This window comes from Aedoeadaptatus ivorii, assembly GCF_900638585.1.
Lineage (GTDB): Bacteria > Bacillota > Clostridia > Tissierellales > Peptoniphilaceae > Aedoeadaptatus > Aedoeadaptatus ivorii.
Genome location: NZ_LR134523.1, coordinates 982,067 through 997,054, shown reverse-complemented (window position 1 = coordinate 997,054; position 14,988 = coordinate 982,067). Strand labels below are relative to the sequence as shown.

Annotated in this window: 10 protein-coding genes and 1 other annotated feature; of the genes, 8 read left to right on the top strand and 2 right to left on the bottom strand. The window is 54.4% G+C overall.

Features of this window, described 5'->3' with window-relative positions:
* Positions 1 to 11: 11 nt before the first annotated feature.
* From uvrB to EL294_RS04990, 5 genes are all read left to right on the top strand, one after another.
* Positions 12 to 1,991, top strand: coding sequence for an excinuclease ABC subunit UvrB (gene uvrB, locus EL294_RS05010; protein ID WP_126465590.1), 1,980 nt, complete (start codon positions 12 to 14; stop codon positions 1,989 to 1,991).
* A complete protein-coding gene (gene uvrA / locus EL294_RS05005) occupies positions 1,984 to 4,809 on the top strand; it encodes an excinuclease ABC subunit UvrA (RefSeq protein WP_197721083.1) in 2,826 nt (941 codons plus the stop codon). Before uvrB ends, uvrA begins: the two co-directional genes overlap by 8 nt.
* Before the next feature lie 248 nt (positions 4,810 to 5,057).
* Complete coding sequence (locus EL294_RS05000; RefSeq protein ID WP_126465589.1) at positions 5,058 to 5,966, top strand: transporter substrate-binding domain-containing protein; 909 nt, start codon at positions 5,058 to 5,060, stop codon at positions 5,964 to 5,966.
* Positions 5,967 to 6,029: 63 nt separating this feature from the next.
* Positions 6,030 to 6,719, top strand: coding sequence for an amino acid ABC transporter permease (locus EL294_RS04995; RefSeq protein WP_126465588.1), 690 nt, complete (start codon positions 6,030 to 6,032; stop codon positions 6,717 to 6,719).
* Positions 6,703 to 7,425 carry an amino acid ABC transporter ATP-binding protein gene (locus EL294_RS04990; RefSeq protein WP_126465587.1) on the top strand — a complete coding sequence of 241 codons (723 nt, stop codon included), beginning with the start codon at positions 6,703 to 6,705 and terminating at the stop codon, positions 7,423 to 7,425. The genes EL294_RS04995 and EL294_RS04990 overlap by 17 nt, the downstream gene beginning before the upstream one ends.
* 23 nt (positions 7,426 to 7,448) lie before the next feature.
* Here EL294_RS04990 and murC read toward each other — a convergent pair whose 3' ends face one another.
* Both murC and rpsD read right to left on the bottom strand, forming a co-directional pair.
* Complete coding sequence (gene murC / locus EL294_RS04985; RefSeq protein WP_126465586.1) at positions 7,449 to 8,855, bottom strand: UDP-N-acetylmuramate--L-alanine ligase; 1,407 nt, start codon at positions 8,853 to 8,855, stop codon at positions 7,449 to 7,451.
* Positions 8,856 to 8,950: 95 nt separating this feature from the next.
* Positions 8,951 to 9,544 carry a 30S ribosomal protein S4 gene (gene rpsD, locus EL294_RS04980; protein WP_126465585.1) on the bottom strand — a complete coding sequence of 198 codons (594 nt, stop codon included), beginning with the start codon at positions 9,542 to 9,544 and terminating at the stop codon, positions 8,951 to 8,953.
* A 161-nt stretch (positions 9,545 to 9,705) separates the two neighbouring features.
* Here rpsD and EL294_RS04975 point away from each other — a divergent pair, with 161 nt between their 5' ends.
* From EL294_RS04975 to EL294_RS04965, 3 genes are all read left to right on the top strand, one after another.
* Positions 9,706 to 11,037 carry an amidohydrolase gene (locus EL294_RS04975; RefSeq protein WP_126465584.1) on the top strand — a complete coding sequence of 444 codons (1,332 nt, stop codon included), beginning with the start codon at positions 9,706 to 9,708 and terminating at the stop codon, positions 11,035 to 11,037.
* Positions 11,038 to 11,056: 19 nt separating this feature from the next.
* A complete protein-coding gene (trpS, locus tag EL294_RS04970) occupies positions 11,057 to 12,046 on the top strand; it encodes a tryptophan--tRNA ligase (protein ID WP_126465583.1) in 990 nt (329 codons plus the stop codon).
* Between the two features lie 49 nt (positions 12,047 to 12,095).
* Positions 12,096 to 12,288: a binding site (T-box leader), on the top strand.
* 33 nt (positions 12,289 to 12,321) lie between these two features.
* Positions 12,322 to 14,979, top strand: coding sequence for a valine--tRNA ligase (locus tag EL294_RS04965; protein ID WP_126465582.1), 2,658 nt, complete (start codon positions 12,322 to 12,324; stop codon positions 14,977 to 14,979).
* Positions 14,980 to 14,988 lie beyond the last annotated feature (9 nt).

Below are 14,988 nucleotides of genomic sequence, written 5' to 3'. Positions count from 1 at the left end.
AGGAGGTCGCAATGGATTTTAAAATACATTCGAAGTACCGGCCTACGGGCGACCAGCCGGAGGCGATCGACGCATTGGCGAAGGGTCTCGACGAGAATATGAAACACCAGACCCTCTTGGGGGTAACGGGAAGCGGGAAGACCTTTACGATGGCAAATGTGATCGAAAAGGTGCAAAAGCCCACGCTGGTCATTGCCCACAACAAAACCCTCGCCTACCAGCTGGCATCGGAATTTCGGGAATTTTTTCCCGAAAACGCCGTCGAATACTTTGTCAGCTACTACGACTATTACCAGCCCGAGGCCTATGTGCCGGGCACCGATACCTTTATCGCAAAAGACGCCAGCATCAACGACGAGATCGACAAGCTCCGCCACTCCGCCACCATGGCGTTGTTCGAGCGCAAGGACGTCATTATCGTCGCTTCGGTCAGCTGTATCTACGGCTTGGGAGACCCCATCGACTACAAGAATCTGGTGGTCAGCCTGCGGCCCGGCATGGTTTGGGACCGCAACGAGCTGATGAGCAAGCTCGTCGACATCCAATACGTCAGAAACGACATCGACTTTAGCCGCGGCACCTTCCGCGCACGGGGCGATGTGCTCGAGATCTTCCCCGCGGGGAGTGCCGAAAAGACGATTCGGGTCGAGTTTTTTGGCGACGAGATCGACCGCATTGCCGAGATCGACGCCGTAACCGGCCATGTGGAGAGCTATCGAAATCACGTGTCGATTTTTCCGGCGTCGCACTTTGCCACTCGACCGGAAAAGGTACAGCGGGCGGTACAGACCATTCGCGAGGAATTAGAGGAGCGCCTCTATGTCCTGCGCGATCAGGAAAAGTTGCTCGAGGCGCAGCGCCTGGAGCAGCGCACCAATTACGACATCGAGATGCTGGAGGAGATGGGATTCTGCTCCGGCATCGAAAACTATACCCGCCACTTGAGCGGCAGAGAAGCGGGCAGCCGTCCCTATACCTTGATCGACTACTTCCCTGACGATTTTCTTACTATCATCGACGAATCCCACGCCACGGTGCCACAAATCCGCGGCATGTTCAACGGCGACAGGGCACGCAAAGAGACCCTGGTGGAGTACGGGTTCCGCCTGCCCTCCGCCCTGGACAACCGGCCCCTGCGCTTCGAGGAGTTCGAGGCGCTTCAGAATCAGGTGATCTATGTCTCCGCCACTCCCGGTCCCTACGAAGAAGAGCACGAAGAGCAGCGGGTGGAACAGATCATCCGCCCCACGGGCCTGGTGGATCCCGCCATCGAAGTCGTGCCGACGAAAAACCAAATCGACCACCTTACCGATCAGATCTACAAGCGGATCGAAAAGGGCATGCGGGTTTTGGTGACGACGCTCACCAAGCGGATGGCGGAGGATCTGTCCGCCTATTTTAAGGAGATCGGGCTGAAGGTCGCCTATCTCCACTCCGATGTGAAGACTATCGAGCGCATGGAAATCATCCGTGATCTGCGTCTGGGCGTCTACGACGTGCTGGTCGGCATCAACCTCCTGCGGGAAGGTTTGGACATTCCCGAGGTGGGCTTGGTGGCGATTTTGGATGCGGACAAAGAGGGCTTCCTCCGCTCCGACACCTCCTTGATTCAGACGGCGGGGCGGGCCGCGCGAAATGTCGACGGCCACGTTATTATGTATGCCGATACGATCACCGGCTCTATGCAGCGGACCATCGATGAGACAGAGCGGCGGCGGGGCATTCAGATGGCGTATAATAAAGCCCATCACATTACGCCCAAATCCGTTGAAAAGGGCATACGCGATATTATCGAAAACACTGTGGCCGCCGAAGAAACCGTCGCCTTTGAAGAGGAATTCAGCGCCGAAGAAGTCGAAGCCATGTTGAAAAACCTCGAGACGGAAATGTTTAAGGCGGCGGAATCTTTGGATTTCGAGCGGGCGGCGGATATTCGCGATCAGATACGTTCGCTACAAGCACAGTATTTGGGAAAGGAAACGAATGAATAAAACCCTGGAACAAGCCATTCATATACACGGCGCGCGCCAACACAATTTGAAGAATCTCGACGTTCGGATTCCGAGAAACAAAATGACCGTCATTACGGGTCTATCGGGATCGGGGAAGAGCTCCCTCGCCTTCGATACCATTTATGCCGAAGGACAGCGTCGCTATGTGGAGAGCCTTTCGTCCTATGCCCGCCAGTTTTTGGGGCAGATGGACAAGCCTGATGTGGAATTTATAGAGGGCATGAGCCCGGCCATCGCCATCGACCAGAAAACCACCTCCCGAAACCCGCGTTCTACCGTGGGGACGGTCACCGAAATCTACGACTATATCCGCTTGCTTTACGCCCGCGTGGCGAAGCCGTACTGCCCGATCTGTGGCAAAAAGATCGAGGCGTATGCGGAGGACCAAATCGTAGACCGCATTATGGAAATGGAAGAGGGGAGCCGCTTTCAGCTCCTCGCTCCCGTCATTCGGCAGAAGAAGGGGCAGCACAAAAAGGTGCTGGAGCGCATCCGAAAAGAAGGATTTCTGCGCGTATTGATCGACGGCGAAATGCACGAGGCCGACGAAGAGATCGAGCTCGAGAAAAACAAAGTCCACGATATTTTGGTGGTCGTAGACCGAATCATCGTCCGCGAGGGCATCGAGAGCCGCCTCGCCGACAGCATAGAGACGGCGCTCGAAGTATCGGGTTCTACGGTGATCGTCGACACATTGGACGGCAATTACAAGCTGTATTCCACCGACTACACCTGTCCCGACCACGACATCGCCATTGAACCGGCGACGCCGCGCTCCTTTTCCTTTAATACGCCCATGGGCGCCTGCCCCGTCTGCAACGGATTGGGCAGCAGCCGCCGGGCGGATCCGGATTTGGTGATCCCCAACAAGGATCTTTCCATCGACGAAGGTGCGATTTCCGCCTATTCCACCACCGACGGCACCTACTATAAGGAAATCATCAATCAACTGGCGAAGCGCTATGATTTTTCGACCAAGGCGCCGATCAAAGAAGCGCCGAAAGCGTTCCTCGACGAGCTGTTATACGGCACAAAAAAACCGCTGAACTTTACATTCGATTCGTACTTTAGCGGAAAGAAGAAGTATTCCGGCCACTTTGAGGGCATTCTCGCCAATCTGGACCGCCGCTATCGCGAGAGCCACAGCGACAGCGCCATGGAGCGGATCGAACCCTTCCTCTCGGACATTCCCTGCCCCGAATGTCACGGCGCGCGGCTCAAGATGGAATCTTTGGTCTTTAAGCTCGGCGGCAAAAACATCTACGAGGCGACGCTTCTTCCGGTGTCGGATGCCATCGACTTTTTCGACAATCTGGAGTTTTCTGAAACGGAAAAGAAGATCGCGGATCAGGTGCTCAAAGAAATTCGGGAGCGGCTGTCCTTTTTGATTCAGGTGGGGCTGGGATATTTGACGCTCGCGCGGATGGCGGGAACGCTGTCCGGCGGCGAATCGCAGCGAATCCGGCTTGCCACCCAAATCGGCTCCGCCCTGGTGGGGGTAACCTATGTCTTAGACGAACCGTCCATCGGCTTGCACCAGAAGGACAATGCCATGTTGCTGCGTTCCCTGCGCAATCTGACGGATATCGGCAATACCCTGATCGTCGTCGAACACGACGAGGACACCATGCGCGAAGCCGACGAAATCTTGGACATCGGGCCCGGCGCCGGGGTGCACGGCGGATATATCGTCGCCCAGGGCAATGTCGAAGAGATTATGCAGGTGGAAGATTCCATCACCGGGCAGTATCTTTCGGGCAGAAAGAAGATTCCCGTGCCGCCTTCCCGCCGGCCCTATACCGATGAGCGCATCCGCATTTACGGCGCGGCGGAGAACAATCTAAAGGGGATCGATGTGGAATTTCCCCTGGGGCAGTTTATCTGCGTCACCGGGGTATCCGGCTCGGGCAAGAGTTCGCTCGTCAACGAGATCCTAAAAAAGGTCGTCGCCCAACAGGTGAACAAGAGCAAGGTGCGTCCCGGCAAATACAAGAAGGTGGAAGGGCTCGAATACGTGGACAAAATCGTCTCCATCGACCAGAGCCCCATCGGCAGGACGCCCCGCTCCAACCCGGCGACCTATACCGGCGTATTCGATCATATTCGCGACGTCTTCGCCTCGACCAACGAGGCCAAGGTGCGCGGCTACGAGAAGGGCCGCTTTTCCTTTAATGTAAAGGGCGGTCGCTGCGAGGCGTGTAAGGGCGACGGGATTCTCAAGGTAGAGATGCACTTTCTGCCCGACGTATACGTGCCCTGCGAAGTCTGCGGCGGAAAGCGATACAATCGGGAGACGCTGCAGGTACGCTTTAAGGGCAAAAACATCGCCGATATTCTCGATATGACCGTAGAGGAGGCGGTGGATTTCTTCGCCAACCATCCGCGCATTCTAAGAAAGATCGAGACACTTCGCGATGTGGGGCTCGGATACATCACCCTGGGCCAGCCCTCCACCCAGCTTTCGGGTGGGGAGGCGCAGCGGATCAAGCTCGCCACCGAACTCTCGAAGCGGGGCACCGGCAGAACCCTCTATATCCTCGACGAACCCACGACGGGTTTGCATACCGAGGACATCCGCAAGCTCGTAGACGTTCTGTCGCGCCTTGCGGACAAGGGCAATACCGTGGTGGTGATCGAGCACAATCTCGACGTCATCAAAGTCGCAGACCACATTATCGACCTGGGTCCCGACGGCGGAGACGGGGGCGGGCGCATCGTCGCCACGGGTCGTCCCGAGGAGATCGTTCAAGTCAAAGAAAGCTATACGGGACAGTTTTTGAAACCCGTATTGGAATAAAAAATGAGAAACGTCGGAAACGACGTTTCTCATTTTTGTTTGTCCTTTCTTGAGGATTGTAGCGCGGTATAGTATAATCTCAAAAAAGAAAAACGGAAGGGAGGCCTTAATCTTGAATACTTTCAGTATAATAGAGAGCAAACGGAAATTTTACCGTCGTTCGGATCGACCGGCGAATTCCGGCTCCAAGAGACGACGATCGGCATAGCGATCACATAGAAAATTCGGGTATTCAAGAAAGGATTATTATGAAAAAGACATCTTTATTTACGATTTTGGCATTGCTACTTACCTTTGTACTGGCAGGATGTTCCGGCGGCGGCGACACGCCCGCGGCCAATGACGACGCCCCGGCAGAAGCCACGCAGGAAGAAATGGATGCGGCGGTAGAAAAAATCAAGGAAAAAGGCGAGTTGGTCCTCGCCACCAGCGCCGACTATCCTCCCTACGAATGGCATTTGTTGAAAGACGGCAAGGATGAAATCGTCGGATTCGACATCGAAATCGCCAAGGCGCTCGCCGATTCCATGGGCGTAAAGCTCACCGTCAAGGACTTAGACTTTGAAGGCATCATTCCCAGTATTTCCACCGGGCAGGCGGACATCGGAATTGCCGGTCTTTCCGCGACTCCGGAGCGTAGAAATGCCGTCAGCTTTACCATTCCCTACTACGAAAACAATCAGGTCATCCTCGTCAAAAAAGACGTCGCCGATCAATACAACGGCATGGAAGATTTTGCCGGAAAGAAAGTCGGCGCCCAAACCGGCTCCGTGCAAGAGACCACCATCAAGGAAAACTTCCCCAAAGACGTGGAACTGCTCAGCCTCTCTCGCTTGAACAATCTCGTATTGGAAGTGAAAAACGGCACCGCAGACGGCCTGGTCATCTCCAGAAGCTCCGGCGCACAGTATGCACAGCAAAATCCCGAGCTCGTCAGCAAAAAGATCGACATCCCCGACGAACCCGGCGTATGTATCGCCCTGAACAAAGACAACAAGGCGCTTACGGCATATTTTAACCAAGAGTTGAAAAAACTGATCGACGAAGGACAGATCGAAAAATGGATCGTGGAATACGAACAACTCGCCTCCGAATCCGCCGGAGCGGAAGGGGCAGAAGCCGAAGGGGCAGCGGAAGAGGCGCCCGCGGCGGAATAAGTAAAAAAACTGTTTCCTCGGGAAACAGTTTTTTCGATCGCGGAAGATCGCGAAGGAGGATTTATGAATGTATTGCAGTCGTGGTTCGCTTTCCTCGGAAAGTGGGGACCGACGTATTTGAGCGGGATGCTCGTCACGCTGAAGATTTCGTTTTTTGGGGTACTGATCGGCTTCGTACTGGGACTCTTGATCGCCTTAATGCGCCGGTCGCGTATCAAACCCCTCGAATGGCTCGCCAAGGCCTATGTGGAAGTTTTTCGCGGCACGCCGCTATTGGTACAGGTGTTGATCGCCTATTACGGCTTTGCGGCCATCATTCCCGAAACCTACGGGTCGCTGAAAAATCCCTTTGTGCTGTCGATGTTCGCCATCTGCATGAACTCCTCGGCCTATGTATCGGAGATTATTCGAGGCGGCATCAACGCCGTCGACCGCGGCCAAGGCGAAGCGGCAGCGTCTCTCGGCATGACGAAGAAACAGACCATGCGGCATATTATTCTGCCCCAGGCGGTAAAGACCGTACTTCCGGCACTGGGCAACGAATTCGTCACCCTGATCAAGGAATCCGCCATTGTCGCCTTTGTCGGCATCGAAGACATTATGTTCGAAGCGAAGGTGGTAGCGGGGGCGACCTATTTGCCCTTTATGCCCTATATCACCGCCGCGCTGATCTATTTCGTATTGGTATTCAGCTTGTCTAAGCTCTTGGGCATCGCAGAAAGGAGGATGGCGAACAGTGATTCACGTGCATAATTTGAAGAAAAGTTTCGGCGACCACGAGGTCTTAAAGGGGATCGATGCAGAGATCCAAGAGGGCGAAGTGGTCGTCGTGATCGGACCTTCGGGTTCCGGGAAGTCTACCTTTTTGCGTTGTCTGAATCGATTGGAAGAAGCAACCTCCGGCGAGGTGCGCTTCGAAGGTGTGGACATCAACAAACCCGAGACCTCTATCGAAAAAATTCGCGAGGAAATGGGCATGGTGTTTCAGTCCTTTAATCTCTTTCCCCACAAGACGGTGCTCGAAAATATCACCCTGGCGCCGATTCTCGTGAAGGGATTGGAAAAAGGGGAGGCCGAGGCGAAGGCGCTTCGGCTCCTCGGGCGCGTCGGGCTGAAAGAGAAGAAGGACAGCTATCCTTCGCAGCTGTCGGGCGGGCAAAAGCAGCGGATCGCCATCGTACGCGCCCTCGCCATGGAGCCCAAGGTCATGCTCTTCGACGAGCCCACCTCGGCACTGGACCCCGAGATGGTCGGGGAGGTGCTCGACGTCATGCAGTCCTTGGCGGCCGAGGGGATGACCATGGTGGTCGTCACCCACGAAATGGGCTTTGCCCGTCGCGTGGGGGACCGCATCCTCTTTATGGACGACGGCCTATTGGTGGAAGAGGGTCCCCCCGAATCGGTCTTCGGGAATCCCAAGGAAGCGCGAACCCGTGCGTTTTTAGAAAAAGTTCTGTAAATTAAAAAAAGGTCGAAGAGATTTTACTCTTCGACCTTTTTTGCGTCGTAAGCTTCTAAAAACTTTTCGCCCACAAGATAGATGTCGCCGGCGCCCATGGTGAGTACCACATCGCCGGGTTTGGCGCGTTCCAAGAGATACGCGAGGATCTCGTCGTGCTCGCCGATATAGACGGCGTGGTCGTTATTGGCGCGAATTGCCTCGACCAAAGTCTTGGAATGAATGTCGCCGTAATCTTTTTCCCGCGCGGCATAGATGTCGGCGATAATCGTAATATCCGCCGGAGTAAAGCTCTTGGAGAAATTGTCCAACAAGAGTTTTGTCCGCGTATAGGTGTGGGGTTGGAAGACGCAGAGCAGGCGGTTTTTCACCGTCGGGCGGATCGCCTGCAGGGTAGAGGCGATCTCGGTCGGGTGGTGGGCGTAATCGTCGATCACGCGCACGCCGTTTGTCTCGCCCTTATATTCCAGCCTTCTGCCCACGCCGTGGTAGCGGGCGACGCCCTTCGCCGCACGGCGAAGATCGATGCCGTTTTCCGCGCAGGCGGCGATGGCGGCGAGGGAATTGGTGATATTGTGCAGTCCCATCACTTGGAGCGCAATGCGATCGATCCGCTCTCCGCCGACGTATAGATCGTAGGAAGCCAGGCCGTCTTTGTCGATCTCGACGTTCTTCGCCCGGTAGTCGGCATCCCGATCGATGGAGACCGAGACCACCCGCGCCTTCGTAGCATGGCGCATGGAATCGGCGCGGGGATCGTCGCTGTTTACGATCAAAATATCCCCTTCGCCCAAGTTCTTTGCGTAGCCGCGGAAGGTGTCCATAATATGGTCGATATTGTCGAAGAAGTCCAAATGGTCTTCGTCGATGTTCAAGATGATCGCCGTAGAGGGGAAGTACTTTAACACATTGGCCCGGTATTCGCAGGCCTCGGTGAGGAAGAAGTCGCCCTCGCCGATGCGCACATTGCCGTGGAGTTCGCCGAGATTGCCGCCCACCATAATCGTGGGGGAGAAGGGCTCGTCCTTAATGGCGGTGGCGATCATCGACGTGGTGGTCGTCTTGCCGTGGGTGCCGGAGACGGCGACGGAAACGCCGAAGTTTCGCATCACAGCGCCCAAAAAAGAGGCGCGGTCCACCACATCGACCTTGCGGGCGATGGCGGCGCGAAACTCCGGATTGTCCATTTGAATGGCGTCGGTATAGACCACCAGATCCGCATTTTCGATCTGCTCGGGTCGGTGCCCTTCGTATACGGTGATCCCCAGCGCCTTTAAGTGTTCGGTAATGGCCGAAGGTTTTGTGTCGCTGCCGGAGATGCGATAGCCCTTGGAGAGCATCAGCGCGGCCAGGCCGGACATACTGATGCCGCCGATGCCGATAAAGTGTATATGATGGTAGCCGTTTGCTCCAAAGGTAAATTGAAACATAATTGCCTCGCTTCCTGTTCGGGGTAGATACCGGATCTCGGATTCGGTATTAGGTCCGCGAAAACAAAAAAATTGCGGACGTGTCCGCAATTTTCTTATTTTCCGGAATAGAATTCGACGATCAGTTGATCTTCGATTTCTACGGGAATGTCTTCACGAGCGGGAACGGAGCTTAAGGTTGCTCGGTTGTTCTCTTCTTTCGTGATATAAGGATACGCGTTCACATAGTTGGTTTCGAAGTTTTCCTTGAACAGATCCACTTTGCGACCTCTGTCGCTTAAGGATACGACATCGCCGACCTGTACGCGGTAAGAGGGGATGTTGACCTTCTTGCCGTTTACGAACATGTGACCGTGGGTGACCATTTGTCTCGCTTGACGAATGGAGCTTGCGAATCCCATACGATATGTCAAATTATCTAAGCGTACTTCTAAGAGCTTTACCAATGCGGGACCGGTCTCTTCTTCGGATTTTTGTGCTTCTTCGACCAAACGGACGAATTGCTTTTCCATGACGCCGTAGTAAGCTCTGAGTCTTTGTTTTTCCAAAAGCTGTTTACCGTATTCGGTGAGTTTCTTGTCCGAACGGGCGGTACCTCTGCCGGCACGGTTCATGGCTTTCGGGTGTCCACATACATTTAGACCTAATCTTCTCGATTCCTTGAATCTAGGTCCCATCATTTTTGCCAATATTCTTCACTCCTAAATTATATTTTTGCCGCGATAATTTAGAACCGACTGGTATTATACAGTAAGCGGGTTGTTTTGTAAAGGTAAAAACCCTGTTATATCGATTATTTTTCGCACCCGTTCTTGTGCTATACTTAAATAGAATTATAAAGGAGGAATCGATGGACTACCTGTTTCGAGATACAAACTACATAGACGTCGTGCGGGGTGCGGTAGAGACGCATAAGGACATCCGCCTTGCAGACGGAAAGATCGATGCCATCGCCGAAGGGGGCAGCCTTTCCGGCGGCGAGGTGACCGACGGCAGGGACCTGCTTTTGGTGCCGGGCTTTGTAAACGCCCATACGCATTTGGGCATGAGCTATTTCAGAAACTATGCCGACGATATGGACTTAAACACCTGGCTTACGACGGCGATTTGGCCTCTGGAAGCGCATTTGACGCGCGATGACATCTATTTGGCGTCGCTGCTTTCAATGGCAGAAGGGATTATGAGCGGCACGACGACCTTTTGCGATATGTACTACCATTTGGATATGGTGGGCGAAGCCGCAGCGAAGATCGGCATGCGCGGCCTTTTGACGCGGGGATTGACCGACATCGACGGCGGCGGGGACGAAAAACTCGAAGAAACCCGTATGCTGTATGTAAGCTATCACGGCCGCTGTGAGGGAAGACTCGAAGTCGCGCCGGCGCCCCACGCCATCTACACCTGTAGCGGTCTGTATATTCAGCAGGCCATCGCCTTGGCACAGGAAATGGACGGGATTTTACACACCCACGCTTCGGAGACCGTAAAGGAAGTGGAGGATTCGCTGGCATCTTACGGCAAGACCCCCATCGCCTATATGCACGATTTGGGATTGGGCGATGTGCACACCATCGCCGCTCACTGCGTGCATATGACCGAGGCGGAAATGGATCTCGTGAATCCGAAGAAATTTTTCCCCGTCTACAATCCCACCAGCAATTTGAAGCTCGCCAGCGGCTTTACGCCTGTACAGCAGCTGCTCGAAAAGGGCTTTACCGTGGCGCTGGGTACCGACGGCAGCAGTTCCAATAACAACCAGAATATGATGGAAGAGATCCATCTTGCGGCCATCGTGAACAAAGCCGTAGAAAAAAATCCCGAGGCCGTAAGCGCCGCCGACGTGCTTCGCATGGCGACCATCAACGGGGCAAAGGCCCTCGGCAGGGAATCGGAGATCGGCTCTATCGAGACGGGCAAGCGCGCCGATATCAGCTGTTTCGATCTGAATTCGGTGAACTTTACGCCGAAAAACAATCTGATCAGCGCGCTTTGCTATTCCGCCCAGAGTGCCGATATCCGCCACGTCTTGATCGACGGCAATTTCGTTATGAAGGACCGGGTGCTCACCCGGATCGACATCGAAGAAGTACGAGAATCGGTGGCAAATAAGTTCGAGGCACTCCTCGCGCGCAAGGAACTGGACGAAGAGATGCGCGCCGCCATGGAAGAACGCGAATCATAAAGATAGGAAGGAATCGCTTATGGACAGAAAAATCGTATACTCCGGCATTCAACCCTCCGGCGCCCTGACGATCGGAAACTATCTCGGCGCCCTTCGAAACTTTCCGGCGCTGCAGGAAGCCTATCAGTGTATCTACTGCGTGGTGGATATGCACGCCATTACCGTGGCCCAGCATCCGGCGCAGCTCAGAAAGCGTACTTTGGATCTGATCGCCCTCTATATGGCTTGCGGCGTCGACCCCGAAAACGCCATTCTCTACGTACAATCCCACGTGCCGGAACACGTAGAGTTGGCGTGGGTATTGAATACCATCACCTCTGTGGGGCAGCTGAATCGCATGACCCAATTTAAGGACAAGTCGCAAAAACAAAAAGAGATCTATGCGGGACTCTTAAACTACCCCGTCCTGATGGCGGCGGACATCCTCTTGTACCAAACCGAACTTGTGCCGGTGGGCGAAGACCAAAGACAACATATCGAGCTTACGCGCGACATCGCCGAGCGCTTTAACACGCGCTATTCGCCGACATTCAAGATTCCCGAGATTATGGCGCCCAAAGTGGGCGCGCGGATTATGAGTCTGCAAAATCCCAAGGCGAAGATGAGCAAATCCGATGCCGACGAGAACGCGTATATTTTGATCCTGGACGAACCCGATGCGATACGCAGAAAGATCAAGCGGGCGGTGACGGATTCCGAAGGCAAGGTCGTATACAGCGATTCGCAACCCGGCGTCAAAAACCTCTTGGATATTTACGCCTCTTTTCGGGGGATCAGCCCCGAGGCGGCGGAGCGCGAATTCGCATCGAGCGGCTACGGTGCGCTAAAAGAAGGCGTCGCCGAAGCGGTGGTCGAAGGGCTCGAACCGGTGCAAACGCGCTATAAGGAAATCCGCGAGGACAAGGCGCTGCTCGAATCCGTCTGCAAAGAGGGGGCACAGCGCGCCTCGTATCTTGCACAAAAGACGCTCCGAAAGGTATACCGCAAGGTCGGATTTGTGCAGAAGTAGGGGTTTTTCCTTGACGACGGCACGGGAGTTTTTTATAATCGAAGCAAACCCATAGTTGATGTGACGGGAGGAGTAGATCCGGAGCTGATTCAGAGAAGCCGCGTTCGGTGCGAGCGGCCAGAGGAAAGGATCGAAGGTCGCCCGTCGAATTTTTCGCGAGAGCGAAACGGTCCTCGCCGTTATCGAGAAGAGTGCCGTAGCGATACGGAACAAAGGTGGTACCGCGAGATCTCGTCCTTTTTAGGGCGAGATCTTTTTTTGAGTAGGAGGAAGAGATGAAGAATATGCAAAAGGTTTACAATCCGAAGGACTTCGAGGAGAGGATCTATCGGGATTGGATGGAGGCGGGAGATTTCACGCCGGATCGGGACGCCGATCGGGCGGCGGACAAACAGCCCTTTACCATCGTCATGCCGCCGCCGAATGTAACGGGCAATCTCCATATGGGACACGCCATGAACAACACCTTACAGGATATCCTGACCCGTTTTAAGCGCTTACAAGGCTATAGCGCGTTGTGGATTCCGGGGACCGACCACGCGTCGATTTCCACCGAAGTCAAGGTCGTGGAAAAATTGCGCCAAGAAGGAAAGTCGAAGGAGAGCCTGGGCCGCGAGAAATTTCTCGACGCCGCCTGGGACTGGACCGAGGAATACGGCGGCAATATCAAAAATCAGCTCAAAAAACTCGGCGTATCCTGTGACTGGTCCAGAGATCGATTCACCCTCGACGAAAATCTTTCGGAGGCGGTGCAGGAAGTCTTTATCCGCTTGTACGAAAAGGGGCTGATTTACCGGGGCAATCGCATCATCAACTGGTGTCCCCACGACAAAACTGCCCTTTCCGATGCGGAAGTCGAACATGACGAGCAGGACGGCAAGATTTGGACCTTCCGCTATCCCATCGACGGGGAGGACGATTGTATCGAAATTTCCACCACCCGACCCGAGACCATTCCCGGGGACTTGGCGGTGGCGGTTAATCCCGACGACGAACGATACACCGAATATATCGGAAAACAGGTCGTGTTGCCGATTTTGGGCCGTAAAATTCCGATTATCGCCGATCCCTATGTCGAGACCGAATTCGGGACCGGTGCGGTAAAGATTACGCCTTCCCACGACCCCAACGACTTTCAGGTCGGGGAACGGCATGATTTGGGCCAACTTTTGATTATGGACGAGACCGCGCATTTGAACGCCAATGCGGGCAAATACGAAGGCATGGATCGCTATGAAGCGCGCAAGGCAATCGTCGCCGATTTCGACGAGGCGGGCTATTTGGTAAAAATCGAAGACCACCACAACGCCGTCGGCCATTGCGAGCGCTGTAAGACCGTCATCGAGCCCATGCTGTCGCTACAGTGGTTTGTCGCCATGGAATCTTTGGCAAAACCCGCCCTCGAAGCGTATCAAAAGGGCGAACTGCACTTTGTGCCCGAGCGCTTCGGAAAAATCTACACCCACTGGCTGGAAAATATCCGCGATTGGTGTATCTCCCGTCAACTGTGGTGGGGACACCGCATACCCGTCTATTACTGCGACGAATGCGGCGAAATCATTGTCTCCAAAGAGAAGCCGACCGCGTGCAAAAAATGTAATAACACCGCATTGCGCCAAGACGAAGACACCCTCGATACTTGGTTCTCCTCGGCACTTTGGCCCTTCTCTACCATGGGTTGGCCGCATCAGACCGAAGATCTCGAGTATTACTATCCCACCGACGTACTGGTAACGGGCTACGACATCATCTTTTTCTGGGTGATTCGTATGGTATTTTCCGCCCTGGAGCTCACCGGCGAGCTGCCTTTTACCGACGTCTATCTTACCGGCCTCGTGCGCGACGAACAGGGAAGAAAGATGTCCAAGAGTCTCGGAAACGGCATCGATCCTTTGGAAGTCATCGACCAATACGGCGCCGATGCCCTGCGCTTTACCCTGGTGACGGGCACTTCTCCCGGAAACGACACCCGTTTTAGCGACAAGCGCGTGGAGAACAACCGCAACTTCTGCAATAAGCTCTGGAACGCATCCCGCTTTGTGTTGATGAATCTGCCCGAAGACTTCCAAAACGCTTCGATCGACAGCGCCAAGCTCCGCTCCGAGGACCGGTGGATTCTCACCCGCGGCGACAAGACCGTAAGCGATGTGGCGCGAAAGATCGAAAAATACGACATCGGCCTTGCCGCCGAGGCGATCCACGACTTCGTGTGGGATGAATACTGCGACTGGTATATCGAAATGGTAAAGCCGCGCCTTTACGGAGAGGACGTCCGCGATCGAGAAACGGTCTATGCCGTACTCCTCGATGTATTGGAAAAGATCCTCAAGATGCTCCATCCCTTTATGCCCTTTATCACCGAGGAAATCTATTCCTTCCTGCCCGGGGAAAAAGGGAAATTGATCGCAAGCGACTGGCCGCAATCGGGCGTATACGCCTTCAAAGAGGATGTCGAAAAGATCTCCGCCCTTCGAGAAGCCATTCGCGGCATTCGAAACGCCAAGGCCGAAATGGACATTGAACCCCATCGAAAGAGCAAGCTCTTTGTCCTCTCTTCGGACGCCGACCGCCGGGCGCTCTACGACGAATCCCGGGGACATCTCGCCAACCTCGCGAACATCACCGACGTCTCGTTTGCCGAAAATCGCGACGAAGTGGAAGAAGACGTCATCTCTGTCGTCGTGGAAAAAGCGGAACTCTTCCTTCCCATGAAGGATTTGGTGGACTACGCCAAAGAGGCGGAGCGCCTGGAGCGGGAAGTGGAAAAGACGCAATCGGAAATCGAGCGGGCAGAGAAGAAACTCGCCAATGAAAACTTCGTCAACAAGGCGAAGGCGGAGGTGGTAGAAGCGGAACGGGAAAAGCTCGCCACCTATACCGAAAATCTCGCCAATCTGAACGAGCGCCTGCACTTTGTAAAGGAACGTTTATAATTTTATAGA

Excerpts from the sequence above, each read along its gene's own strand:
- uvrB (WP_126465590.1), top strand. The coding sequence starts at position 12 with ATGGATTTTAAAATACATTCGAAGTACCGGCCTACGGGCGACCAGCCG.
- uvrA (WP_197721083.1), top strand. The coding sequence starts at position 1,984 with ATGAATAAAACCCTGGAACAAGCCATTCATATACACGGCGCGCGCCAA.
- EL294_RS05000 (WP_126465589.1), top strand. The coding sequence starts at position 5,058 with ATGAAAAAGACATCTTTATTTACGATTTTGGCATTGCTACTTACCTTT.
- EL294_RS04995 (WP_126465588.1), top strand. The coding sequence starts at position 6,030 with ATGAATGTATTGCAGTCGTGGTTCGCTTTCCTCGGAAAGTGGGGACCG.
- murC (WP_126465586.1), bottom strand. The coding sequence starts at position 8,855 with ATGTTTCAATTTACCTTTGGAGCAAACGGCTACCATCATATACACTTT.
- EL294_RS04975 (WP_126465584.1), top strand. The coding sequence starts at position 9,706 with ATGGACTACCTGTTTCGAGATACAAACTACATAGACGTCGTGCGGGGT.
- trpS (WP_126465583.1), top strand. The coding sequence starts at position 11,057 with ATGGACAGAAAAATCGTATACTCCGGCATTCAACCCTCCGGCGCCCTG.
- EL294_RS04965 (WP_126465582.1), top strand. The coding sequence starts at position 12,322 with ATGAAGAATATGCAAAAGGTTTACAATCCGAAGGACTTCGAGGAGAGG.